Below are 23291 nucleotides of genomic sequence, written 5' to 3'. Positions count from 1 at the left end.
CGGATGTGGTCGTGGGTGTCGCCCTTCCACCTCCCGGGACGCCGGCCTCAGGTGACCGCGGCCGCTTCGGCGCGGGACAGGGCGACGTCGAGCACGACGAGCAGCGCGTCGCGGACGGAGCCGGTGCGGCGGGCGTCGAAGACGGTCAGGGGGACGTGTTCGGCGATGTCCAGTGCCCATCGCACCTCATCGAGATCGTGTTCGACCTCTCCGTCGAAAGCGTTGACGGCGACCGCGAAGGGGATGCGTTTGTGCTCGAAGTAGTCGACGGCCGCGTAGCAGTCGTCGAGGCGGCGCGTGTCGACGATGACCAGGGCGCCGACGGCGCCGTCCACGATGTCGTCCCACATGAAGCCGAAGCGGTCCTGGCCCGGTGTCCCGAACAGGTACAGCTTCAGGGTCGGGTCGAGGGTGATGCAGCCGAAGTCCATGGCGACGGTGGTGGTGGTCTTGTCCGGTGTGTGGGTGAGGTCGTCCACGCCTGCGGCCACCTCGGTGATCGCGGCCTCGGTGGTGAGGGGCCGTATCTCGGAGATCGAGCCCACGGTGGTGGTCTTGCCGACCCCGAAGCCGCCGGCGATGACCAGCTTGACCGGCAGCGGCGGCTGTTCAACCGCTGTCGCGGAGTGTGCCCCGTGAGTCGGGGACGGCACGGAGACCATTGATAACCCTTCGCAGTACGGAGATGTCCTGGGCGATCCTGGCGTGCGGTACGTAGATCGCCAGGTGCCCTGCGGCACACAGGTCTTCGGCGAGTACACGGACCACGTTGAGGTGCAGTCGCAGGCGTGCGGCCAGTTCCGCGACCGACTGCGGCCGTCGGCAGGCGGCGACGATGTCGTGGTGTTCGAAGGCGAGCCGGCCGAGGAGGGAGAGTCCGGCGGCCGTCGAGACGATCTGGGTCTCGATCGGGATGGGCGCGGCCGGTCCTCCCCCCGACACCCGGCCGGCGGTCAGCAGGAACGGTCGGACCGCTGGGGCACGGCCGACCGGATCCGCCGTGTCGTGCCAGGTTTCTTCGTCTGTCTCGTGTGGTTCTCGCCCACCGTCGGCCATGACGACCTCCTGCCTCGCGGGATGGGTCAGCCGACGACTGGGGAGCCGACGCTGTTCTTCAGCTCGATCACCAGTTGGGGGGTGAGTGCGGCTCCGGCGCGGTTGGCGAAGAGGGTCATCTCGTAGGCGATGTTGCCCAGTTTCGCCTCTTTGGAGGCGACCACGCCGAGTACGGCGCCGTTGCCGATGGCGGAGACCAGTACGTGGCCGCCCTCCAGGTCGATGATGACCTTGTTGAGGCCGCCGAGGCCGTAGTTGCCGGAGACACCGGCGGCGAGGCTGGTGACGCCGGAGACGATCGCGGCGAGCCGCTCGGAGTCGGCTCTGTCGCGGAGTTGGGAGACCGCGATCAGCAGACCGTCGGAGGACACCGCGATGGCGTCGACGACACCGGCGGTCTCCGTGGCGAAACGGTCGAGCAGCCAGGTGAAGTCGGCCGCCGCGGTACGCAGGTCGGTGGGCTGCGTCTGTTCGGGGGTGCTGTCCTCTGCCGACATGGTCACTGCCCGTCTCCTTCTGGCCTTCTGGGGTTTTCTCGTGTCGCGGTCGTGCGGGCTGGGCCCGGGGCCGTGGCGCTGTCCTGTTCGGCTCTGCGGACGGCGGCCTCGAATTCGTCGAGTTCCGCGCGGACGGCGTCGGCGTCCGCGGGCTGTCGCGCCGTGGGGATGTTCCGTTCGGCTGCCGTGGCGGTCACGGTGAGCGTCGCGCCCCGGACTCGCCGGCGCAGTGGCCGGGCGGTGATCGACGGGGACGCGCCGCCGGGCGCGTCGGTGTCCGGGGTGCGGGGGCGGAGCGGGACGCGCCGGGGCAGCGCGCCCTCCGGCGGGAGGGCGACCGGCCGACGTTCGGGAGCGGCGGCGGCCGGTGCGGGCGCGGCGGCCTTCGGTGTGAACGCCTGGACGGTTCTGTTCTGGCCGGCGTGGGCCGGTGAGGCGTCCAGGGGGCTCATGGCCAGCAGGAGCGTGGCCGGGATCCATACGGTGCTGGTGACGCCACCGCCCGGTGTGCGGCTCAAGGCCACCTGCAGATTCAGGTGGCGGGCGAGGCTGCCGACCACGAAGAGGCCGAGCACCTTGGTCGGTACGAGGTCGAGGCGTTCGCGGCGGACGAGGCGGGCGTTCTCCTCGGCGAGGCGTTCCGCGCTCATGCCGAGGCCGTGGTCGATGATCTCGACCAGGGCGCCGCCGTCCCTGGTGACGTCGGTGCCGGGCCGGACGACCACCTCGACGGGGGTGTCGGAGGGGGAGAACGCGACCGCGTTCTCCATCAGTTCGGCCAGCAGCAGGGTCAGGTCGCCGGTGATGTCGGGTCCGACGGTGATGTCCGTCTCGGAGCGCAGCGACACCCGCTGGTATCCCTCGATCCGGCCGAGGCCCGAACGTATGACGTCGGCCAGGGTGATCGGCCGGGCCTCGACGTCGGTCTCCCGGATTCCGGCGAGCAGCATCAGGCTGTCGGCGTTGCGCTGGAGGCGTACGGCGATGTGGTCGATGCGGTAGAGCCGGTCCAGGAGGTCGGGGTCGGTCTCCTCCCGTTCCACGGCGTCGATGAGCAGGAGCTGCCGTGTGGTCAGATTGCTGACTCGGCGCCCGACGTTGCCGAACATCTCGGCGATGTTGCGGCGGCTGAGGACCTGGCGCTCCAGCAGCGCGGCGGCGGTGTCCTGCACCCGGTTGAACGCCTCGGCCAGTTCGCCGATCTCGTCGCGTACCGGGACCGGTATCGCCCGTGGGCTGAAGGGGGCGCTGTCGACGAGTTCGTCGTCCGCGACCCGGGCGAGCTCCTCGTCGGCGGCTTCGACCACCTGCTGGGCGGAGCCGGTCAGAGCCACCAGGGGACGGACGACCGAGCGCCGGACCAGGACGCAGAAGGCCAGCCAGGCGGCGAATCCGAGCAGGGCCACACCGAGCAGGATCCATGCCTTGCGCAGGGCGTCCGCGGAGGCGGAGTCGGCCTGTGCGGCGGTCTGCTCGATCAGTGTCCGGGTGACGCCGAGGCGGATCTCGGCCTGCCGCTCACCGGCGGTGATCTTCTCGCGCAGTTCCCGGGTGGTCTGCGACTGCAGGGCGGACGGATCGATCTGGAGTGCCGCGAACTGGGCCTCGATGTCGTTCTCTTCGGAACCGCGCTCGATGGCCGCCATGCTGAGCACCTGTGCCGGCGTGGCCATGCGGCCGAATCGGTCCGACTGGTAGGTGTACAGCTCGTGGGCGCCGACCGCGCGGGTGTATTCCGTGAGGGCGTTGGCGTCGCGGGTCTGGGCGGAGAACACCGCGCTCTCGAAGGCCGCGTGGGCGGCGTCGGCGCGCAGGATCGCGTCCAGCAGATGGGGCACGGACGTCGCCGAGGAGGCCGAGGTCACAGCGAAGAGGTCGAGCCCGATGCCGTCGATCAGGTAGCCGACCGCGGCCGCGTAGGCGGGGTCGATGTTGGCGGCGGGGACGTAGTCCCGGCCGAGCTTCTCCCGCAGGACGTCCAGGCCGGTGATGTAGGTGAGTGCCTGTTCCTCCTCGGCCGGCAGGCTCGACCCGAAGGCGGACCGCACGGCGGTGACCTGCGCGTCGGTGGCCTGCTGTGCCTCGCGATAGGCGGTGGTCGACGGCCGGGCGGCTCCGGGGCGGGCCGCCTCGTACTGCACCGACAGCAGCAGTGCCAGCCGGTGTTCGGCCTGTACGTCGTTGATGAGGGTCGCGACCTGCTCGCTGTCGCGCACGAGTTCGGCGATCCGGTCGGCGTCGCCGGCCTGTTCCATCTGTCCGGTGACGCCGACGGCGAGCAGCACTCCGACGACCACGACGGGCGCGACGACCAGGATGTTGAGCTTCCGCCGGAACGGCCACCGGGCGAGAACGGAGCCCGTCTTCCGTCGGAACGGAGAAGTCCGGTCTCTCTGCCCGGGCGGCGGCTCCACTGGGTTCGCGGGCACGCTGGTCTCCTTGGGTGTGTTCTGATCGGTGGCGGTCGTGGTGCTGTTACCGCCTGACCGTCGACGACCGGGGAACTGACCTGACGCTCTCGCGACGGGGCAGCGGGCGTGAGCGACCGGACCCGCGCGCAGGTCGCCACATCGCGTCACGTGTCCGGATCTCGTCGGCCGGAGACTATCGCCTTTGTGATCGCTGTGAACCTCTATGTAACCAATACGTGATTACGAATTGTTCACGCATGCCTACCGAACGACGTCCTCGGCGTGGATGACCATGTCGGAGCCCTGCTACATTCCACCGCGACAGCCTCCCGGCCACAGCCTGAGGCACGTCATGACCGCTGCGCCACCAGCCGTTTGGCTGGATCGGTCTCCTCCCCCATCCCGTTCCGTAGCCCCTCGCGCCCACTTGAGGAGACCCCGTGCACTCCACCCGCAAGGCGACCGCGGCAGCCATCGCGCTCCTGGCCCTGGCCACCGCCGCCACCGGCTGCGAGAGCGGTTCGACCACCACCGCGGCCACCGCCGCTTCCCAGGAACCGGGCTGCCCCACCGCCCTGACCAAGGCGAAGCAGGCTGTCAAGGAGGCCGAAGACGTCAACGCCCCCTGGAGCGGCCCCACCACCGGACCCGAAGCCGTCCCCGGCAGGACCATCGTCTACGTCGCCCAGACCATGACCAACCCCGGCGTCTCCGGCGTCGCCAAGGGCGTTCAGGAAGCAGCCAAGATCATCGGCTGGGACGTACGCACCATCGACGGAGAGGGCACACCCACCGGCATCCGCGATGCCTTCGCCGAAGCAATCGCCCTCAAACCCTCCGGCATCGTCGTCGGCGGCTTCGACCCCGACTCCGTGACCAAGCAGGTCCACCAGGCGAACGCCGCGGGGATACCCCTGATCGGCTGGCACGCCACGGCCACCCCCGGCCCCAGCAAGAACCCCAAGCTGTTCAGCAACATCACCACCAAGGTCGAGGACGTCGCGAGGATCAGCGCCGACTGGATCATCGCCCGGTCCAACGGCCGCGCCGGCGTGGTGCTGTTCACCGACGCATCCATACCGTTCGCGAAGCGGAAGTCCGAACTGATCAAGAAGGAACTCGCCACCTGTTCCGACATCGATCTGCTGAGCTACGAGAACATCCCCATCCCCCAGGCCAACAGCCGCACCGTCGAAAGGGTCTCCGCACTCCACTCACGCTTCGGCGACCGGTGGACCTACTCCGCCGCCATCAACGACCTGTACTTCGACCACGCCGCGCCCGCCCTGCGTGCCGCGGACCGGAAGGGCGACGGCGCACCCTTCAACATCGGTGCCGGCGACGGCGACCCGTCGGCCTTCCAACGCATCAACGGCAAGCAGTACCAGTCCGCCACCGTGCCCGAGCCGTTGTCGGAACAGGGCTGGCAGATCATCGACGAGTTCAACCGCGCCTTCACCGACGAACCGGCCAGCTCCTACGTCGCCCCCGTCCACATCACCACCGCGGCCAACAGCGGCGGTGCATTGTCCTGGGACTCCGAGGGGTACCGCAGGGCCTACCGCAAGATCTGGGAGAAGTAGCAACGGGCGACCGGCCGCAGTCGCGCCGTGGTGCGAACCGCCCCGTACGAACACACCCTCTCGGGATCGGATGGCACTGGACCGCCGGGCTCGCGTGGTCAGGAGGGGCTTCGGGTCCGCGGACCGACCAGGCCTTCGTACAAGACCCGCCGCTCCCGCGACTCCTCCCCGGTTTCCGCCAGCGCGGCGTCCCACTGTTTCTTGATCTCGTCCAGGAAGGTGCGCCAGTCGCCGCTGGAATGGGCTTTGCCCATCTCCGCGAGTTCGACCAGGCGTTCGTTCTTGCCCAGGCCGCCCGAGCCGACCTTGTCGCCCTTGTGGCCGTGCAGGACGGACTCCGGGTTGGCGGTGGCCTCGGTGGAACGGAAGTCGTGCTGGTAGCCCACCGGGCTGGTGGCGTGCGGTGCGAGGGTCTCGATGCCGATCTGCAGGGAGCCGTCCTTCCGCGTGGTCGGCCGGTGGTGGACCAGCAGCATGTGGCCGTGCGACCCGTTCGGCAGTACCACGTCGCCGTTCCAGTCCTTGGAGCCGAGGCCGCCGCCGGAGACGTTCTGTCCCCACAGGTCCGGCCGGTTGGCACCGACGGACACCATGTTGGTGACCGACGCGATGGGACCGCCCTTCTCCTTGAACGCGCCGGGCTTGCCCTCCTTGTTCGCCTCGATGGAGGTGCGGTGCGTGGCGAAGCCACGGTCGATGACGTCCCCCGCGCGGGTGTTCGTACGGTCGTCCTGGGTCACGCCCAGGAACTCCGGCAGCGAGTAGGCCGGTTCGTCCGCGGAACTCAGCGCGGGGATGCGGATGTTGACCCGGCCGCCGTGGGCGAGGGCTCGGATGACGTCCTTCTCGTAGTCGGCGACGTGTGCCCCGGCCTTCGGGTCGTACAGCTTCAGCCCGTGCTGCAGGATGAGCAGCACCTTGGTGAGCATCTCGCGGGCCCGCGCGTCCTTCGCCGCGAAGTCCGACTCCGTGCTCCTGCCCTTGCCCTTGGCCGTCGTGGGGCCCGCCTCGGGGACGCCGTCCGGGTGTCGACGCCCGGGTGCGATCCCGGCCGGGTACAGGGTGTCGACGGCCGTCTCCCGGATCTGCTGGTCACGCTCCCGTTCCAGGCCCTCCTTCTCCTCCGGCGAGGTGTCGGGGGCCTGGGTGAGCATGAACCGGCCGAGCGTGTAGTCCGGCGAGATCGGCGTGCCCCGGCCCGTCGCCCGCACGTCCGGATGGTTGGCGCGAACGGCCAGGGTGGCCGTGAGCACACGCTTGCCCGCAGGAAGCGTCAGCCAGGTGTCGAAACGGCCTTCGGTGTACTTCTCGGCCTGCTCGTAGGTGCCGATGCCCACCGCTTCGAGCCACTGGGCGTTCACCTTGGAGAGGTGCCTGATGTCGTCCAGCTCCTGGTCGTTGAACGTCTCGCCGCGCATCACGCGCCGATCGAGGGTCTTCCTGAGCCGGGCCGGCCCCTCGACCATCCACTGCTCCGGCCACCAGGTGCCCGGCGCGAAGACGTTCTTCTTCATCTTGCTCTGGACCGTGTGCTGTTCGATCGACCGGCTCAGGCGGGCGATGACCTCCGCCCCCTTGGCCTGCGGCCCGGACTGCCCGGACTGCTCGCCCCCCGCGGCTTGTTCGGTGACGGGCTCCCCGGTGGCGGCGCTCTGGCGCACCCGCTGGACGAACGCCGCACCGGCGTGCGGGTGCGCGTGGTCGTGCTCCGCGTGGGCGTTCGGGTGCTCGTGCTCCGAGGTCAGGCGCTGCACGGGCGCGGGGGCGCTCATGACCTGGTCGGCCGCGGCGACCGCCCGGCGTTCACCCTCGTCACGGGGGTTGGAGATACGCAGGCCCGCGCCGTTGTCGGAGCCCGGCACGGGCCCCACCGCCTGATCGAGGGTGTGCGCCAGCTCGTGCGCCCAGTCCTTCCTGGACATCCCGCCACCGTCGACGATGTGCGCGCCGCTGGTGAAGGCCCTGGCCTCGACCGCCGCGGCAGCACGCCGCGCCGCGGGACCGTCGTGCACCTGTACGCCGCTGAAGTCGGCCCCGCCGAACCGTTGTTCCATCTCGCCGCGCAGCGCGGGGGCGAGGGGGCGCGACGACGAGCGCAGGCCTTCGTCCACCGCGGCCCGCTGCACCTGGGACTGGTCGACGACCTCGGTCTCCCGGTCGGCTCCGGCGGACGACGAGGTGGGCCCGCCCGCAGCCACGCGCTGCAGATGCCGTACCCACGCACCGCTCATGGTCGTCGACGGCGACCGCGTCCGGCGCGTCGTCCCCGATGCCGGCTCGCCGACCCTGAGGTGCTCCCGACCGACGGAGTGCACAGGTGGTCCTCCTCGACAACTCGGCTGCCCTGCCACCCGTTGTAGACCAAGCCCGCGCCCCACCGGAAGGACCTAAGAGGCAGGATCCGGTGCCCCCAGGGTGTCGTCGGCAGCCGCCCCCGCGCCCAACAGCCGTACGACGGCGGCGTTCCCCGCCGCGTCCTGGAGATGGGCCAGGCGGGCGACCACGGAAACCTCCGGAGCGGACTGCGCGATTCCTCCGTCCACGCCCGACGGCCCCTCGTGCCGCGTCCCGGTGCTGACCGCTGCCCCCTGCGACGCCCCGTCCTCCACCACACCCCACCGTTCCGCGCCGGCTCTGCACCACCCTGACCGGCCCGGCGGGCAACCGGGCCACCCTGCACCCCTGTTGTAACCGAGGCGCCGCACCGGAGGAAGGACCAGAACGGGCAGGAACGGATGCCCCCGAGAACCCCGTCCTACTCTGCAGTCGGAAAACGTCGCACCGGCCCGGAGGACGTCCTCGGAGCCGGTGCGACGGCGCACGGCACGTGCTGGGGGGAAGCACGGCGGCGCCGGCCCTCCCGCCGCTTCGAGCGCGCGCTGGACCAGGTACAGGACCTGGGGCAGCACCAGGGCACCGACCGCCGTGATGATCGCCAGCGGACGGGCACCGAGCCGGTGGAGCGGCAGGACGATCAGGAAGTACAGGCCGTAGAAGGCGAGGATCACCTCGACCGGAGTGCCGGACAGGGTGAGCGCGGAGGCCCGGCCGTGCGCCAGCTCCATCAGGAAGCCTGTCGTGCCGCCCTCGGAAGGGTCGGGCCGACGTGGGCCGCGTACATCCCGAAGACCACCGGCCCCCGGGCCAGGTCCACGCCGATCAGGCGTCCCACCTGGGAACGTCCGGTCTCGGACACGGTGCTCGGTGCGCCCACCGGGGCCTCGGCCGGAGCGGCACCCGGGAGCACGGTCATCGCGCCGTCTGTGTTCTGGGTCATGCGTCCAGGCTGTGGCGCAGCCGGCGCCCGGAGTATCCGGCGCATGTCCGGCCCACCCCCGCCACCCGGCGGGTACGGCCCCCGCCGGGTGGCGGTCCGGTCGGCCGCGGAGCGACGGGGTTCACCACCATGGCGAGCGGCAGGAGAGTGACAGCCGCCTGCGGACTCGGCACGTTGGGCCGCACCGCTGCCGGGTGTGGAAAAGGACTGGAACGAGGCGGCGCCCCGCTGCTAGCTTCGCGGTGGACCGTTGAACCGACGCTGGGAGGTGAGCCCCGTGAACGCAGTTACCCGTGGGCGCTCCCCCAACCCGTCACGGTCCGGCGGCTGACACTCGGTGTCGCCAGGAGCGCCTGAGGTCGAGGCACTCCTGGAGGGAGACTCCGATGGACACAAAAGAGATCACATACGGCCCGAGCGAGAACGCTGTGACGATCACACGCGTCGCGGACCGACACTGGCACGCACTGAACGACGACCTGGTGGTCGGCCGCGGACATGCGGCGCAACGGCCCGACGGACGCTTGTTCGTCAGCGTCGACGCCTGGCACGAGGTCACCTTCGACCGGCTCGTCGAGGCGATGCTGGCCGACCTGCCGGCCCCGCTGTACACGGTGGTCGACGCAGCCGACGTCGAGTTGACGGCAGGCTGGCTGCGAGCCGGTTTCACGGTCAGGCGCCGCGAGTGGGAGTACGTCGTGCCGACCGACCCACGGGTCACAGGACTTGATGCGGTACTGCCGCCTGCGGGTGTGACGATCGTGCCCGCCGGTCAGGCGGACGAGAGTCTGCTGCGGGCGGTGGACGGCGCGATCCGCGACGAGGTCGAGGCGAGTGTCGGCTGGCAGTCGATGCCCGCCGAGGTGGTCCCCTTCCCCGAAGGCGACACCATCGTCGACCCGTCGAAGTACGCGGTGGCCGCCTCGCCAGAGGGCTACCTGGGTCTGATCCGCGTGGTGACGGCGATCCGGCCGCGCATCGGGCTGATCGCGGTCCGGGCCGGCGAGCGGCGTCGCGGAATCGCGCGGGCGCTGCTCGCCCACGCACTGCGAACTCTGCGCCACTCGGGGTTCGCCGAGGCCCACACCGAGGTCCACGAGTCCAACCGAGCGGCCTCCGCGCTGTTCGAGGGCATCGGCGCCCAGTCGATGAGCAGCAACCTGGAGCTGGTGCGATGACGAGGAACAGGAACGTCATCGAGGTCGAGGGCAGGGTCGTGGAGTGCCTGCGCAGCGCCATGTTCACCGTGGAGCTGGAGAACGGCCACCAGGTGCTCGCGCACATCAGCGGGAAGATCCGCAAGAACTACATCAAGATCATGCTGGAGGACCGGGTGCTGGTGGAGCTCCCGCCGTACGACCTGGCGCGCGGCCGGATCGTGTTCCGGTACCGGAACTAGGGCTGGAGCAGGCCACGTTCGACTCGTGACGGTCTGCCGCGTGGGTGGTTCCCTGCGCGGTGGACCGGCCCGGAATGATCACGTGGTGGAACACGTACGGCTTCGTGAGATCGATGACGACGAGGGACGGCGGCTGCGGCGGAGCATCCACCGCAGCCGCCGGATCCCTGACGCCCTGGCGGCAACCGCTCGCCTACAGTGTGATCCAGTAGCGGCGCTTGATGCCTTCGTCGGTGGTGCGGACGTCCTCCAGAACGCCGCCGTTGCGCTCGATGGTGCGTGCCGACGCGACATTGTCGTCGTCGCATGTGATGAGGACGCGGCCCATACCGAGCGCACGGGCCTCGGGGAGAACAGCCCCGAGAGCCCACGTGGCCAGGCCGCGCCTTCGGGCGGAGGGCCGGATACTTTACCCGATTTGCCCGCCGCTATGGAGCAGAAAGGCGTTCAGGCGGTGCCGCAGATCGATGGCTCCCACATAGCTGTCGCCCTCGACGATCCACCAGTGGGTGGCGTGGACCCACCCGTCCCGCAGAGCAACCGACCTGTCCGACTGCCGTTGCAGTTGCTCCACCCACGCCGAGAAGACGGCGGGATCGTCGAGGTCAGCCTCGGGCATGAGGCCCAGGCCGGTGCCGGCTTGGTGAGCGCCTGGAGACCACTCGTCACGCGCCGCGAGCCAGGAAAGCCGAAGTCGGCCGGTGGGCGGGATCAGTTCAGGCATGTGGGCGACGATAACGCTCACCCGCCCCCGTGATCAGGCATTTTCAGCGAGGTCGTCAGCCGACGCGGATCTCTGCGAGCTGGAGCCGGTACTTGGCGGACTCGTCCGTGGCGGGTTTGCCGAGCTTGGTGACCCTCAGCCGTAGGTGGCGGCCGGTGGAGGTCAGGGTGTAGGTCTGGGCGGCTCCGTTGGGGTTCGGTTCACCGGTGACGGTGCGGGCGGTGGTGTAGGAGGTGGCGCCGTCGAGGCGGGTCTGGATCGTGAAGTCGACCGGGAAACCCGCCGTACCGCCGCCCGCGCCGCTGGTGTCGGTGCGGGGGTGGAGGGTGACGCTACCGATGGCCCGGTCGGCGCCGAGGTCGATCTCGATCCAGACGGGCGTGCCGCTGACGTCGGCGGAGGGGAAGTCGATGGTGGTGAAGCCCTTGGCGCCGGCCGTGCTGGTGAGGGTGCCGTCGAACACCCGGGTCTTGCCCCAGTCGCCGTTCTCCAGCGTGCAGTTGGCGGTGACGGTGGTCGCGGCGGTGGGGACGGTGAGTTCGGCGAGCTGGAGGCGGTACTTGGCGGACTCGTCCGTGGCGGGGGTGCCGAGCCGGGTGGCCCGCAGCCGCACGTACCGGGCGGTGGTCGTCCGGAAGCCGTACGTCTGGACCCGGCCTTCGGGGTTGGCCTGCCCGGTGACGGTGCGGACGGTGGTGTAGGAGCTGGACCCGTCGGGGCGGGTCCGGATCGTGAAGTCGACCGGGAAACCCGCCGTTCCGCCCCCGGCCGCCGGGGTGTCGGTGCGGGGGAAGAGCCGCACGGCGTCGAGGTCGGTGTCGGCTCCGAGGTCGACCTCGATCCAGACGGGGGTGGCACCGATGTCGGCGGAGGTGAACTCGTTGCTGGTGTAGCCCCGCGCGCCGCTGACACCGGTCGGCTTGCCGTCGGTGAGCCGGTCGCTGCCCCAGTCGGCGTTCTCCAGGCTGTTGTTGCTGGTGACCGGACGGGCGAGCGCGAGGTTGTCGAGCCGGCCCGCGCCGGTGACCGTGAAGGTCCACGCGCCCGGCTGGAGGAGGAAGTAGACGTACGAGGCGTCCTTGCCGTCGTGGGCGAGCCCGCCGACGCTGCCGGTGGAGGAACCGCCACTGAAGACGGTGGTGTCGCCCGCCTTGATGACGGGCTGCGCACCGCCGTAGGTCGGCACGCCCACCCGGGCGGTCGTGCCGTTCGAGGAGGTGAGGGTCAGCGTCGCCTTCGCTCCCTCGCGGGTGATCCCGAAGCGGATGTCACCCTTGACCGTGGGCACCACAGAGTCGATCTTCGTCAGGGTGCCGGTCTGCGGGATCACCTCGTACGTGCTCCAGCCGGGCTTCGTGGGACGAACACCCGCGGCGTACGCGGACAGGGCGTACAACGGGCCGCCGTTCCAGGCGTGGTTGTCGGTGCCGGCGGCCTTCTCCCACACCTCCCACAGCGTGTGGCAGGCGGGGTCGGTGACCTGGGCGGCGAACCGGTTGCGTATCCGCTCCTCGGCGACCGTGGCCGCGCCCATCAGGTACAGCGCTTCGAGGACGTAGAACTCCATGTAGGGGCTGGCGTTGAGGTGGGTGCGCAGTACCTCGGTGATGGCCTTGTACCGGGATGCGGGGGCCAGGCCGGCGACGACGGCGAGGCCATGGGCGCGGTCGTCGGTGTCGCGGGTGTAGCCGGGTGAGCGGTACTCGTTCCTGGAGGTGTCCCACAGGACACGGTCGAAGTTGGTCCTGATGCCGTCGCGCCGGGACTTCCAGCCCGCCACGTCAGCGGCGTTGCCGCTCAGATCGGCGAGCTTGGCCGCGGTGTCCAGCGCCAGGTAGTACCAGCAGTTGTCGAGGACCCGGGCGTCGATGTCGGAGCCCCAGTCCTCCCAGTCCCAGTCCCCCGCCCGGTGGTTGACCAGGCCGTCGCTGTCCAGGGTCCACAGGCCCAGGTACTTCTTCACGGCCGGGTAGGCGCCGGTGACGGCGTTCTCGTTGCCGGTGTAGAGGTAGTAGGTCCAGAACGACCACACCGAGGCGAGCATCTGGACGGGCAGTTCCGCGGTCCAGATCGTCGTGGGGACCGGGGAATACAGCTGGCCACCGGACTTCTGCCAGGCGGCGAGCTGGGCGATGGCCTTCTCGCCGAGCGCGTGGGACCTGGTGTCGAAGGTGTAGAAACCCTCCTTGAGCTGGTTGACGACGTCCCCCCACCACTGGGCGCGTTCACGCGTGGGACAGTCCATGTAGTTGTCACGCATGTTGACGTACATAGTGCGGGCGGCCTTGGTCCACAGTGTGTCGAGGAAGGCGTCGCTGCTGCTGAACGACCCGGCGAAGTCGGTGTCGTAACCCGACTCCCGGTACTTCAGCTCCAGGATCGTCACATCGGAGGGAATGGTGTACCGCACCGCGGTGCCGCTCATCCATCCCAGTGACTCGAACTCCTGCACACCACCGGCGCATACATAGGTGGCGCGCATGTTGTACTGCGTCCCGGGCTCGATGCCCACCAGGCCCGCGCCGTCGTCGTAGTGGTCGGTCTGGATGCCGATCACGGCCCCGGCCGGGGCGTCCACCTTCAAGAACGGGGTCACCTGGATGTTGGACGGCAGCGTGGCCGAGATCGCGGTGGACCCGCGTCCGGTCGTCGGCAGCGACGAGGCGTTGGTGTAGGTCTTCAGGCCGGAGTAGCGGAACTGCGGGATCGGCCGCTCGACGAGGCCGTTCCAGGGCGCGGCCCCTACGGCACCGGAGTCGTTGGGGGCCGTCCAGGCGCTGTCGTCGAAGCCGGGCGAGCGCCAGCCCGACATGACGGCGGCGGCACGGGCGTCGTAGTACACGTTGGACTCGGGCAGCCGGAAGTTGACCTGCGTACCGCTGGTGTTGTTCGCGTAGCCCGGGTGGACGGTGTGCTTCCAACCGGTGTCGCTGATCACGCGTGTGGTGGTCGAGCCGGTCTCGATGTCCGACTGGAACAGCAGCCCGCCCTTGCCACTGCTGTTGTGCGAGAACCCCTGCTTGCCGAAGTACCACACCAGCAGTGCCACCGTGTTGCTGCCGCTGCGCAGGTAGGGGGCGAGGTCGACCTCGTCGTAGTAGGTGTCCGTACGGTTCGGGCCGCGCTTGAGTCCGCCCTCGAAGACCACCAGCGTGCCGTTCACCCACAGCCAGTACTTCGAGTCGGCCGCGATCCGCGTGACCGCCTTCGACGGCGCCGAGGCCAGAATGAACGTCTTGCGGAACGCCACCCACTGGTTCGCGGAACTGGACGGCGCCCAGATCCACTTCGCGGTCCAGGAGACGGCGGCGGCCGCCGCGGACGCGAGGCCGGGCAGTACGAGGGAGCCCAGGGTGGGAGCGAGGGCCACGGCTATGGCCGAGCGCAGGGTGGACCGGCGTGTGGGGTCGGGCATGGCGGCTCTCCTGGTTCGGCGATCTGAATCGACCTTCGACGGTGCATTGAATCGATTCAATGAAGGGTCTCATATGGCTAACGCGGCGGCTCATGTGCACATTCGTAAAACGTGCCACACGGGAATGCCCAAAGGTTGCGGGGAGGAGGCCCGCATCGTCAAGGTCTCGGCGTATAACGTTCCCGAGGTTCCGAGGTGCCGAGGCCACGAGACGACGAGGCGCCGAGGGGCGTGGCGATGCATGACGCGGGTTCGAACGACGGAGGCGGGGACCACCAGTGCAACCAGCGGGCGGCTCGAAGAGAGTCACGATCGCCGATGTCGCGCGTCGTGCCGGGGTGTCCACCTCGGCGGTGTCGAAGGTGCTCAACAACGCCTATGGGGTGAGCCCGGCGATGCACGACCGGGTGCGGACGGCCATGGCCGAACTGGGCTACCGCCCGCACGCGGCGGCACGCGGCATGCGGGGCCGCACCTACACGCTGGGCATGCTTCTGGCGAGCATGCGCAACGCCTTCTACGCCGATCTGCTGGACGGCGTGAACGCGGCCCTGCGCGACACCGAGTACGCCCTGTTCCTGGGCTCCAGCGGCTCGTCCGAGATGGAGGACCAGACCCGGCTCGTCCACGCCATGGCGGACCGTCAGATGGACGGCCTGATCCTGATCGCGCCCGCCGTCCGGCGCACGGAGGTGGAGCGCCTCGCGGCCGAGGTGCCGACGGTCGTGATCGGCCATCACGACCCCTCCCCCACGTACGACTCCGTGGTCAACCAGGACGGGGTGGGCGTGGACCTGGTCATCGACCACCTCGTCGGTCTCGGACACCGGGACATTGCCCATCTGTCGCATCCGACCGTGCGCGGCACCCAGTGGGAGCAGCGGCCCGAGCACCACGTCCGAGCGGCCTACCGTGCGGCGATGGCACGGCACGGGCTGGCGGACCTGGCCCGGATCGAGCACTCCGGGTACTCGGACGAGGGCGGCTACCGGGGCGCGAGGGAACTGCTCACCTCCACGCGCCCGCCCACCGCGATCTTCGCGGGCGCGGACGTCGCCGCGACCGGCGTCTTCCGGGCCGCCGCCGAGCTGGGCCTGCGCATCCCGGAGGATCTGTCACTGGCCGGCTACAACAACACGTCGGTCGCCGCGCTGGCGCCGGTGAGCCTGACCAGCGTCGATCAAGCCGGCGCCATGATGGGCGAGACAGCGGCCCGGCTGCTCCTGGAGCGGATCGAGAAGCGACGCGACCGGGCGGTGGTCATGGCGTCGACCCCGCACCTGGTGCCGCGCGGGAGCAGTGGTCCGGCTCGCCGGTGAGCCTGTACGTGCGGGGCGGGTGAGCGGGTTGGGTCGGTCTCGAACGTGGAACGTTCCACGGAGCCGGCTGGGTCGACCCGCGGCGCCAGGACCCTTGGCCCCGACGCTCGCCTCCGTCGCCCGGGTCGACACACTCGGGTCATTCCAGCCGGATCATCGCCTCCAGGCGTCCGTTCTCTCTCAGCCCTGGGGCCCGATCTCGGTATCGGCAACCGCGATGGCGATGCCGAGCGCCGTGGCGATGTTGCCCGCTGCCGTCATGACACGGGCGGTGCCCACGATGGGAGCGATGGCGACCAGGACGTCCTGCAGTTGGTCGGCGGTCATGCCGGCCCTGAGGGCGGGGTCGATGTGGGCCACGTAGGAGATGGGCGGGGCGTCCGAGGCGGCGAGTGCCGCGATGCGGGTGAGGATGAGCGTGTCCGGGGCCAGCCGGCAGCGCTCCAGCGAGTCGACCGTCATGGCGGCGAGGGTGTCCAGGACAGGGGTTTCAGACGCGGTCGTCATAGTGCATGACCTCCGGGTGAGTCTCGGGCCCGAGGAACCGACGCGGCGGAAGGACCCGGGTCCGCGAACTCGGGAGTGAGTTCTTCTCAACCGTAGAACCCATCCGGCCCGCGCGCACGAGGCGGACACGAGCGCCGGCTCCAGCCGCAGGCGTGAGGATGCCCGATCCCGCACCTGGCACCAGAATGAACACTGTCTACCCGTCTGTCGGATCGGAGACAACGTGAAGGACCTCAAGTTCGAGCACAAGCGCTCTCTCTCGCGGCTTGAAGCAGCTGACCAGCTCACGGCCCTCGCAGCCGCGTTGCGGGAGGGCGGGGAGGCCGAACTGGAATTCGGCCCCGGGACGCTGAGCCTGCGGATCCCCGACGACCTGCGCAGCGAGGTGGAGGTCGAGATCGGCAACGGCGAGATCGAGCTGGAAATCGAGTTCAAGTGGCCGACCGCGCCGACCGGTACGGCACGATCGCGGACGGCAGCGGACACGGCACACACGACGGAGAAGACGGAGAAGACGGACGCTACGACGGACACGAAGAAGATCGCACGGCGAAAGCGCCCGGCCGACGAGCCGACTCGGAGCGGCACCTCTTCCGCCCCCAACCGGGGCAAAGTCGCGAAGCGGTCCGCCACCGCGTCACCCTGAGTGGGCTTTGATCCGGCTTGGCGGACAGCCGAGATGGGTGCGCTCGGCGGGGCGGGCCGGCATGGGTCTTGAGTGACCTCTACGGTGTCACGCGACCACGCCCGGCCGGCACATGTCTGCCCCGGCCATCTCCCTGCCGCCGCCACGAGGTCAGGGGCGACCCTCACCCACTCGGCTCGGCATGCCTTCGACAAATCCGCTCTCCCAGGCAACCCCGTAGGGCGCTGATCCCTCAAACAGGGGAAGCACGGGGTTACTTGGAGAGGGGCGTCCGTTGGCTCGTCAGTTGTCCCGCCGGAAGTTCGTCGTCTATTCGCTCGCGGCGTCCACCCTGACCGTGGCCGCGCCGCTCGGCTGTGACGCGTCGATGGCGCAAGGCGTCGAGCCCCCCGCGGACGTCGCGCGTCGGCCGTCCGACGTCCTGGTGACCGGTGCCGACGAGGAGATGCTGGTCCTGGAAGTCACCAAGGCCAACAGGGTCGTCGTTCGGCTGCCGCGCGTCGAGGTCGGCCAAGGGGTCACGACCGCGGTCGCCATGATGATCGCCGAGGAGCTGGACGCGCGGCTCGTGGACGTGGACATCCCGCTCGCCGACGCCCGCGCCAAGGGCAACCAGTTCACCGGCGGTTCGAGTTCGGTGAGTTCGCTGTACGGTCCGGCCCGTGAACTGGCCGCCCTGGCGCGCGCCAAGCTGGTGACCGCGGCGGCCCGGCGCTGGCACCTGCCCGCGCGGACCCTGAAGACCCGGAACACCAAGGTGGTCGCACCGGACGGGCGTTCGGCCACCTTCGGGTCACTGACCGCGAGCGCCGCCCGGATCACCCGGCCGACCGTGTCGGCCAAACCCAAGCCGGCCTCCCGGCACAAGGTGATCGGGAAGGCGACGACCCGGATCGACGCCCGGGACATCGTCACCGGCAAGGCCGACTACACCGGTGACCTGACCGTGGCCGGGGCGAAGCCGACCGTGGTGGCACGGCCGCCGACGCTCGGCGGGAAGGCGGTCTCGGTCGACTCACAGGCCGCGCGGGCCATGCCCGGCGTACACGCGGTCGTGAAGGTAGCCGGTGGGGTCGCCGTGGTGGCGGAGTCCTTCCACCACGCCTTCCAGGCGAGGGACGCCCTGCGGATCACCTGGGCCCCGGGCCCGCTCGTGGCGCTCTCCGACTCCGCGATCCGCTCACGGCTGCGGGCCGCCGTCCCCCGGCTCGGCACCCCTCCGCCCGGTTCGGCGCAGACCGAGGCCGAGTTCGAGTTCGCCTTCGTCGGCCATGCCCCGATGGAGGTGTTGACCGCGATAGCCGACGTCCGCGCGAACCGTGCCGAGATCTGGTTCTCCTCCCAGTCGCCGATGGACGCGCGGGACACCATCGCCACGGCGGTCGGGGTGCCCGAGTCGAAGGTCAAGGTCCACGTCGTACGAGGCGGCGGCTCGTTCGGCCGGCGGCTGAACCACGACGCCGCGATCGAGGCCGCCCTCATCTCGAAGGCGGCACGTCTGCCGGTCAAACTGATGTGGAGCCGCGCCGACGACATCCGGCACGGCAGGATGCGCCCGGCCAGCCATCACAGGATCCGAGCCAGCCACGCACGGGGCCGGGTGGTGGCGTTCACCCACGCGGTGGCCTCGGTGAGCGAGGCGTACGAGGGACAGGGGCTTTCCGCTCAGGGCAGCGCCCGAGGGCCCGTCCGGGGCCGGGTGACCCAGGCCGTCGCCCGCGCCGCCGATCCGCTGCCCAGCGACAGCGGCCTGTACAACTTCGGCCGTGTCACCGGGGATTGGGGGTCGATCGACCTGGCGGTTCCTCTCGGCGCCTGGCGGTCGGTGGACTCCGGGACCATGCGGACCGCGGAGGAGATCGTCGTGGACGAGGTCGCGAAGCGTCTGGGCAAGGATCCGGTCGCCTTCCGGCGCACCACGCTGAGGAGCAAGGCGGTGAAAGCCGTGCTCGACAAGGTCGCCGACGCCGGCCGATGGGGCCGGACCATGCCTGCCGGTCGCGCGCAGGGGGTCGCGGTCCACGAGGAGTACGGCTCGTGCGTGGCGTGCCTGGTCGAGATCGACGTCACCGATCCGAAGAACCCCCGGGTGACCAGGGCGGTGATGGCGGCCGACGTCGGGACGGCCGTCAACCCCGGCGGACTCGAAGCCCAGCTCATGGGCACCGCGATCGACGGCATCTCCACCGTCCTGCAGGCCGGCCTGCACATCGACCGGGGCGCGGTCCGCGAGAGCAGCTACGCCGACTTCCGGTACGCCCGCCAGCGTCACGCCCCGCTGCGCTTCGAGGCACACATCATGCCCTCCCGGCGGGAGCCGGGAGGAGCGGGTGAGCTGGGCGTTCCTGCGGCGGCGGGCGCCGTGGCGAACGCCTACGCCCGTGCGACCGGCACCAAGCCCCGCCGCTTCCCGCTCGACTTCTGAACCCCTCTCCGAGAAGGTGCCGATGCCCTCCTACTCCTTCCTCATCAACGGGAAGCCGGTCACTGTCGACGCACCGGCCGACATGCCGCTGCTCTGGGTCCTGCGGGACATGCTGAACGTCACCGGCCCCAAGTACGGCTGCGGCACCGGCGTCTGCCGGGCCTGCACGAGCCATCTCGACGGTGGCGAGATCCAGCCCTGTGTCGTTCCGGTCGCGGACTGCGCGGACCGTGAGGTCACCACGATCGAGGGCCTGGCCGACGGCGACGAGCTGCACCCCGTGCAGCAGGCCTGGTTGGACCGCGATGTCGCGCAGTGCGGGTTCTGCCAGCCGGGCCAGATCATGGCCGCGGTGGCCCTGCTGAAGAAGACGCGCCATCCGACCGACGCCGACATCGACCGCATCGAGAACGTGTGCCGCTGCGGGACGTACTCCCGGATCCGCGAGGCGATCAAAAAGGCGGCGGCGAACGACTGACCTTCGGCCCGTGGTACTGGCGAATGCGGATGATCATCCGCCAGAGGCAGAAGGGTGCGGTCGAACACGGCCGGGACGACGAGACAGGAGAAGAAGGCCGCGTCACAAGAACATGACTTTCTCGGCCATCAAGCAGGTGTGCAGGGAGGCAGTCCCCAGGCGACGGGTGTCCGCCCAGGTCGTGTCCGGGGTGCGGGTTGCCGTATGCGGGTCAGCTCAGCTGAGGGCGTTTCCCGGCGTCTGGACGCCCTCGTGGGCCTGGCCTAGGGTGTGCAGTAAGCGCTTTCTGATCTGGTCATGGCAACCCATGCCCTGGGCTCGCCGGTCCACGCCCCCTACGCCCGACACGCTCCGCCCCGCGCCGAACGCACCGCTCCCCCGCCTCCGTCAGTGAGTCATGCGCCAGCCCTGCCCGACGGCCCGGACCTGGCCTCGGTGCGGGCGCGGCGCGGAAAGGCAGCGCCCCGTGCCGCACGACGAACCACTGAGCCCGTCGCCAGCGCCCGCGTGGACCCGTAAGTCGTTCCTCCGGGGAATGGCGGCCGTCGGAGTGGCTCCGCTGCTGCCCGGAGTGCTGCCCTCGTCGGCCCGGGCCGCCTCGCCGGACGGTGATGGCGACTTCCCGTTGCTGCGGGGCGGCGTCGCCGTCGACCTGTTCGTCGATCCGGCCGACGATCCCGCCGTGGCCCGCGCCGCCGGAGACCTCCAGGCGGACGTGGAACGGGTCGGCGGCGTGCGTCCACGGCTGCTGCGCACCCTGCCGGAGCAGGCCTCGCACCTCGTCCTGGTGGGCACCATCGGGGCGAGCCCTGCCATCGACCGGCTCATCGCGGAGCGGCGGCTGGACGTCTCCCGGGTGAAGGGCCGTTGGGAGGCGTCCGTGACCCAGGTCGTGGACCGCCCGCTGCCGGGAGTGGAACGCGCCCTGGTGATCGCCGGAAGCGACCGGCGCGGAACCGTCTACGGCATCTACGACACCTCGGAGCGCATCGGTGTCTCGCCCTGGCACTGGTGGGCCGACGTTCCGGTCGAACGCCGCGACACCGTGACGGTGCCGTCGGGTGTCTCGAAGCGGTACGAGCCGTCCGTCCGCTACCGGGGCATCTTCATCAACGACGAGCAGAACCTCACCACGTGGTCCCACCGGACGCAGGAGCCGGACAAGAACATCGGCCCCGAGACCTACCGACGCGTCTTCGAACTGCTGCTCCGCCTCAAGGCCAACTACCTGTGGCCCGCCATGCACCCGTACTCCGACTTCTTCAACAAACATCGCGCGAACCCCGAACTGGCCGACCACTACGGCGTCGTCGTCGGCTCCAGCCACCCCGAGGCCATGCTGCGCAACGGCGTCCACGAGTGGGAGCCCTGGGCCGAGGAGCACCCGGCCGCCGACGGCAGCGCGCCGGTGTACGACTACACGGTGAACCCCGCCGTCATCTCCGACTACTGGCGGGCGAGGGCGCGGCAGAACGCCGGCTACGAGAGCAGCTGGACCCTGGGGATGCGCGGTCTGCACGACAGCGCGCTGGAGACCAGGCACGCCACCACCCTCGCGGAGAAGGTCGTGGTGATGAACGACATCATCGCGGACCAGCGCCGCCTTCTGACCGAAGAGGTGGGCGCCGCGGCCCGGCCGCAGATCTTCATCCCGTACAAGGAGGTCCTGGAGCTGTACAACGCGGGCGTCCAGGTGCCCGACGACGTCACACTGATCTGGCCGGACGACAACCACGGCAACATGCGCCAGCTGCCCGACGAGGCGGAGCGGCGGCGCTCGGGCGGCAACGGCATCTACTACCACCTCTCCTACTGGGGCCGGCCCAAGAGCTATCTGTGGCTGGACACCACGCAACTGGCCAAGGTCTGGCAGGAGTTGAGACGGGTCCACGAGCACGGCGCCGACCGTATGTGGATCTTCAACGTGGGAGACATCAAGTCGATCGAGACCGGACTGTCCTTCTCCATGGACATGGCCTGGGACGTGGACCGCTGGGACGCCCACGACGTGGAGGGCTTCCTCGTCGAATGGGCCGGCCGGCAGTTCGGGCAGCGCCACGGAGCGGAGATCGCCACGATCCGCACCGAGTACTACCGGCTCGCGGCGGAGCTGCGCCCGGAGTTCGTCGCCCGCGGTCTGCTCTCCGTGGTCCACCACGGTGACGAGGCGGGCCGTCGGATGTCCGCCTACGACCGCCTCCTGCGGCGGGTCCGGACGCTCGGCGCCGAGTTGCCGGCGGCCTACCGCGACGCCTTCTACGAACTGGTCGAATACCCGGTCCACGGCGCCTACTTGATGAACCTGAAGTTCTACTGGGCGGAACGCAACGCTCTCGCGGTCCGCCAGGGGCGCGGGGCCGGCACGAACCGCTTCGCGGACCTGTCCGACGCCGCCCACGCCGAGGAAGTGGCCATCACCAGGCGTTACAACACCGAGGTGGCCGGCGGAAAATGGAACGGGATCGTCAACCCGTACCCCTCGGAGATTCCCAAGGCGCCGGGCCGTCCGAGCGTCACCAGGGTCGCCCGGAAGGAGACCTCGGGTCTGGGTGTGGCGGCCGAGGGCAACGAGACCGGTACCGGGCGGCCGCTGTCCTTCTCCTCGTACACCCGTGACCGACGCTTCGTCGACGTGTTCAACACCGGCTTCCTGCCGCTGGACTGGGCCGCCGAGGCGAGCCACCCCTGGGTGCGGCTGAGCGCTTCCGGCGGCACGATGACCGAGCAGACCCGGGTGTCGGTGGAGATCGACTGGGACCGGGCCCCCGAAGGCGCGTACGACGCCGAGGTGACCTTCGCCGGAGGCGGGAACAGCGTCGCCGTACCCCTGCGGGTGGTCAACGACGGGACACGGGCGCGCAAGCGGGCGCGCGGCTTCGTCGAGGCCCATGGGTACGTCTCGATCGACGCCGCGCACTTCGACCACCGGGTGGCGCGCGGCGGGGCCCGCTGGCGGACGGTACGCGGACTCGGCCGCCGTACGGCCGCCATGGAGGCGGCGCCCTCGACGGCAGCCCCGATCACCGAGGAAATCACCAGCCGGGCACCGGAGTTGCGCTACCGGGTCCGCTTCGCCGGCACCGGGGACTTCCGGGTCACCCTCTTCCGGCTTCCCTCCCTCGACGAGCGCGGCCGTCGCCGTGTCGCCCTCGCCCTCGACGACCAGCCGGTCACGGTGCTGTCGGGGCAGGCCGTCGCCACCGGCAATCGCGGCGACGCCTGGGCCCGTAACGTCGAGGACGGCATCGAGAAACTGACCACCACGGTGACCGTCACCGAACCCGGCGAACATGTCCTGCGGCTCTTCATGGTCGACCCCGCCATCGCCGTGGACCAGATCGTCGTCGACACCGGGGGGCTGCCCGTCACCTACTTGGCCCCGCCGGAGAGTTACCACCACTCCTTCAATCCCGACCCGGTGCCGGAAGCGGCCCCGGAGCTGCCGGACTCGCCGGGCCGGTAGGTGTCACCGGTAGCCACGAGGGGCGCCGCGACGGCCCACGGCCGGACGCGGCGTCCCTCAAGAACCATGCATCACGCGGTCACGCGGTCAC

Annotated in this window: 19 protein-coding genes; 8 read left to right on the top strand and 11 right to left on the bottom strand. The window is 70.2% G+C overall.

Annotated features, from left to right (window positions below):
• Positions 1 to 47: 47 nt before the first annotated feature.
• From H4687_RS43480 to H4687_RS43465, 4 genes are read right to left on the bottom strand one after another with little or no spacing between them, the layout of a single operon-like run.
• The gene (locus tag H4687_RS43480; protein ID WP_046918253.1) at positions 48 to 662 is read right to left on the bottom strand and encodes a GTP-binding protein; all 615 of its coding nucleotides are present in this window, start codon (positions 660 to 662) and stop codon (positions 48 to 50) included.
• Entirely contained in the window at positions 610 to 1056 is a 447-nt protein-coding gene (locus H4687_RS43475; RefSeq protein ID WP_046918264.1) for a DUF742 domain-containing protein, read from the bottom strand. The genes H4687_RS43480 and H4687_RS43475 overlap by 53 nt, the downstream gene beginning before the upstream one ends.
• Before the next feature lie 26 nt (positions 1057 to 1082).
• Positions 1083 to 1553 (bottom strand): roadblock/LC7 domain-containing protein, encoded by a 471-nt coding sequence (locus H4687_RS43470; RefSeq protein WP_097248650.1) that lies wholly within the window; start codon positions 1551 to 1553, stop codon positions 1083 to 1085.
• Between the two features lie 2 nt (positions 1554 to 1555).
• The gene (locus H4687_RS43465) at positions 1556 to 3982 is read right to left on the bottom strand and encodes an ATP-binding protein (protein ID WP_050398578.1); all 2427 of its coding nucleotides are present in this window, start codon (positions 3980 to 3982) and stop codon (positions 1556 to 1558) included.
• Between the two features lie 422 nt (positions 3983 to 4404).
• Between H4687_RS43465 and H4687_RS43460 the strand changes: the two genes are divergently transcribed.
• Positions 4405 to 5547: a substrate-binding domain-containing protein gene (locus tag H4687_RS43460; protein ID WP_046918252.1), complete on the top strand. Its 1143-nt coding sequence runs from the start codon at positions 4405 to 4407 to the stop codon at positions 5545 to 5547.
• Positions 5548 to 5645: 98 nt separating this feature from the next.
• Here the strand turns inward: H4687_RS43460 and H4687_RS43455 are convergent, their stop codons facing one another.
• The 3 genes from H4687_RS43455 to H4687_RS48590 form a co-directional block, all read right to left on the bottom strand.
• Positions 5646 to 7778 carry an eCIS core domain-containing protein gene (locus H4687_RS43455; RefSeq protein ID WP_225966995.1) on the bottom strand — a complete coding sequence of 711 codons (2133 nt, stop codon included), beginning with the start codon at positions 7776 to 7778 and terminating at the stop codon, positions 5646 to 5648.
• Positions 7779 to 7934: 156 nt separating this feature from the next.
• Positions 7935 to 8612: a hypothetical protein gene (locus H4687_RS48595; protein ID WP_046918250.1), complete on the bottom strand. Its 678-nt coding sequence runs from the start codon at positions 8610 to 8612 to the stop codon at positions 7935 to 7937.
• The gene (locus H4687_RS48590) at positions 8612 to 8824 is read right to left on the bottom strand and encodes a hypothetical protein (RefSeq protein WP_046918249.1); all 213 of its coding nucleotides are present in this window, start codon (positions 8822 to 8824) and stop codon (positions 8612 to 8614) included. The genes H4687_RS48595 and H4687_RS48590 overlap by 1 nt, the downstream gene beginning before the upstream one ends.
• A gap of 386 nt (positions 8825 to 9210) precedes the next feature.
• Here H4687_RS48590 and H4687_RS43445 point away from each other — a divergent pair, with 386 nt between their 5' ends.
• Together H4687_RS43445 and infA are read left to right on the top strand one after the other, a co-directional pair.
• Positions 9211 to 10002 (top strand): GNAT family N-acetyltransferase, encoded by a 792-nt coding sequence (locus H4687_RS43445; RefSeq protein ID WP_046918248.1) that lies wholly within the window; start codon positions 9211 to 9213, stop codon positions 10000 to 10002.
• Entirely contained in the window at positions 9999 to 10223 is a 225-nt protein-coding gene (infA, locus tag H4687_RS43440; RefSeq protein WP_046918247.1) for a translation initiation factor IF-1, read from the top strand. Before H4687_RS43445 ends, infA begins: the two co-directional genes overlap by 4 nt.
• Before the next feature lie 193 nt (positions 10224 to 10416).
• Here the strand turns inward: infA and H4687_RS47095 are convergent, their stop codons facing one another.
• Genes H4687_RS47095 through H4687_RS43430 form a run of 3 tightly spaced genes read right to left on the bottom strand, consistent with a single transcriptional unit; the run spans position 10417 to position 14362 of the window.
• The gene (locus H4687_RS47095; RefSeq protein ID WP_267886940.1) at positions 10417 to 10629 is read right to left on the bottom strand and encodes a GNAT family N-acetyltransferase; all 213 of its coding nucleotides are present in this window, start codon (positions 10627 to 10629) and stop codon (positions 10417 to 10419) included.
• A 3-nt stretch (positions 10630 to 10632) separates the two neighbouring features.
• Positions 10633 to 10947, bottom strand: coding sequence for a GNAT family N-acetyltransferase (locus tag H4687_RS47090; RefSeq protein ID WP_225966994.1), 315 nt, complete (start codon positions 10945 to 10947; stop codon positions 10633 to 10635).
• Positions 10948 to 11002: 55 nt separating this feature from the next.
• Positions 11003 to 14362 (bottom strand): alpha-L-rhamnosidase-related protein, encoded by a 3360-nt coding sequence (locus H4687_RS43430; RefSeq protein ID WP_079028256.1) that lies wholly within the window; start codon positions 14360 to 14362, stop codon positions 11003 to 11005.
• A 278-nt stretch (positions 14363 to 14640) separates the two neighbouring features.
• Between H4687_RS43430 and H4687_RS43425 the strand changes: the two genes are divergently transcribed.
• Entirely contained in the window at positions 14641 to 15681 is a 1041-nt protein-coding gene (locus tag H4687_RS43425; protein ID WP_046918246.1) for a LacI family DNA-binding transcriptional regulator, read from the top strand.
• Between the two features lie 180 nt (positions 15682 to 15861).
• Here H4687_RS43425 and H4687_RS43420 read toward each other — a convergent pair whose 3' ends face one another.
• Complete coding sequence (locus H4687_RS43420) at positions 15862 to 16188, bottom strand: carboxymuconolactone decarboxylase family protein (RefSeq protein ID WP_046918245.1); 327 nt, start codon at positions 16186 to 16188, stop codon at positions 15862 to 15864.
• Positions 16189 to 16411: 223 nt separating this feature from the next.
• Between H4687_RS43420 and H4687_RS43415 the strand changes: the two genes are divergently transcribed.
• The 4 genes from H4687_RS43415 (at position 16412) to H4687_RS43400 (ending at position 23200) form a co-directional block, all read left to right on the top strand.
• Positions 16412 to 16834 carry an amphi-Trp domain-containing protein gene (locus H4687_RS43415; protein ID WP_046918244.1) on the top strand — a complete coding sequence of 141 codons (423 nt, stop codon included), beginning with the start codon at positions 16412 to 16414 and terminating at the stop codon, positions 16832 to 16834.
• A 274-nt stretch (positions 16835 to 17108) separates the two neighbouring features.
• Complete coding sequence (locus tag H4687_RS43410) at positions 17109 to 19259, top strand: xanthine dehydrogenase family protein molybdopterin-binding subunit (protein ID WP_046918243.1); 2151 nt, start codon at positions 17109 to 17111, stop codon at positions 19257 to 19259.
• A 22-nt stretch (positions 19260 to 19281) separates the two neighbouring features.
• Positions 19282 to 19737 (top strand): (2Fe-2S)-binding protein, encoded by a 456-nt coding sequence (locus tag H4687_RS43405; RefSeq protein ID WP_046918242.1) that lies wholly within the window; start codon positions 19282 to 19284, stop codon positions 19735 to 19737.
• A gap of 535 nt (positions 19738 to 20272) precedes the next feature.
• Positions 20273 to 23200 carry a glycosyl hydrolase 115 family protein gene (locus tag H4687_RS43400; protein ID WP_107082384.1) on the top strand — a complete coding sequence of 976 codons (2928 nt, stop codon included), beginning with the start codon at positions 20273 to 20275 and terminating at the stop codon, positions 23198 to 23200.
• The last annotated feature ends 91 nt before the right edge of the window (positions 23201 to 23291 follow it).

The sequence above is a fragment of the Streptomyces stelliscabiei genome, from assembly GCF_014873495.1.
GTDB classification, from domain to species: domain Bacteria; phylum Actinomycetota; class Actinomycetes; order Streptomycetales; family Streptomycetaceae; genus Streptomyces; species Streptomyces bottropensis.
Note: the sequence above shows the minus strand (reverse complement) of the source record. Positions and strands in the feature narration are given on the sequence as shown.

Bases quoted from the DNA above. Each gene is read 5' to 3' on its own strand.
- H4687_RS43480 (WP_046918253.1), bottom strand. From the start codon at position 662: ATGGTCTCCGTGCCGTCCCCGACTCACGGGGCACACTCCGCGACAGCG.
- H4687_RS43475 (WP_046918264.1), bottom strand. From the start codon at position 1,056: ATGGCCGACGGTGGGCGAGAACCACACGAGACAGACGAAGAAACCTGG.
- H4687_RS43470 (WP_097248650.1), bottom strand. From the start codon at position 1,553: ATGTCGGCAGAGGACAGCACCCCCGAACAGACGCAGCCCACCGACCTG.
- H4687_RS43455 (WP_225966995.1), bottom strand. From the start codon at position 7,778: ATGAGCGGTGCGTGGGTACGGCATCTGCAGCGCGTGGCTGCGGGCGGG.
- H4687_RS48595 (WP_046918250.1), bottom strand. From the start codon at position 8,612: ATGGAGCTGGCGCACGGCCGGGCCTCCGCGCTCACCCTGTCCGGCACT.
- H4687_RS48590 (WP_046918249.1), bottom strand. From the start codon at position 8,824: ATGACCCAGAACACAGACGGCGCGATGACCGTGCTCCCGGGTGCCGCT.
- H4687_RS43445 (WP_046918248.1), top strand. From the start codon at position 9,211: ATGGACACAAAAGAGATCACATACGGCCCGAGCGAGAACGCTGTGACG.
- infA (WP_046918247.1), top strand. From the start codon at position 9,999: ATGACGAGGAACAGGAACGTCATCGAGGTCGAGGGCAGGGTCGTGGAG.
- H4687_RS47090 (WP_225966994.1), bottom strand. From the start codon at position 10,947: ATGCCTGAACTGATCCCGCCCACCGGCCGACTTCGGCTTTCCTGGCTC.
- H4687_RS43430 (WP_079028256.1), bottom strand. From the start codon at position 14,362: ATGCCCGACCCCACACGCCGGTCCACCCTGCGCTCGGCCATAGCCGTG.
- H4687_RS43420 (WP_046918245.1), bottom strand. From the start codon at position 16,188: ATGACGACCGCGTCTGAAACCCCTGTCCTGGACACCCTCGCCGCCATG.
- H4687_RS43405 (WP_046918242.1), top strand. From the start codon at position 19,282: ATGCCCTCCTACTCCTTCCTCATCAACGGGAAGCCGGTCACTGTCGAC.
- H4687_RS43400 (WP_107082384.1), top strand. From the start codon at position 20,273: ATGGCGGCCGTCGGAGTGGCTCCGCTGCTGCCCGGAGTGCTGCCCTCG.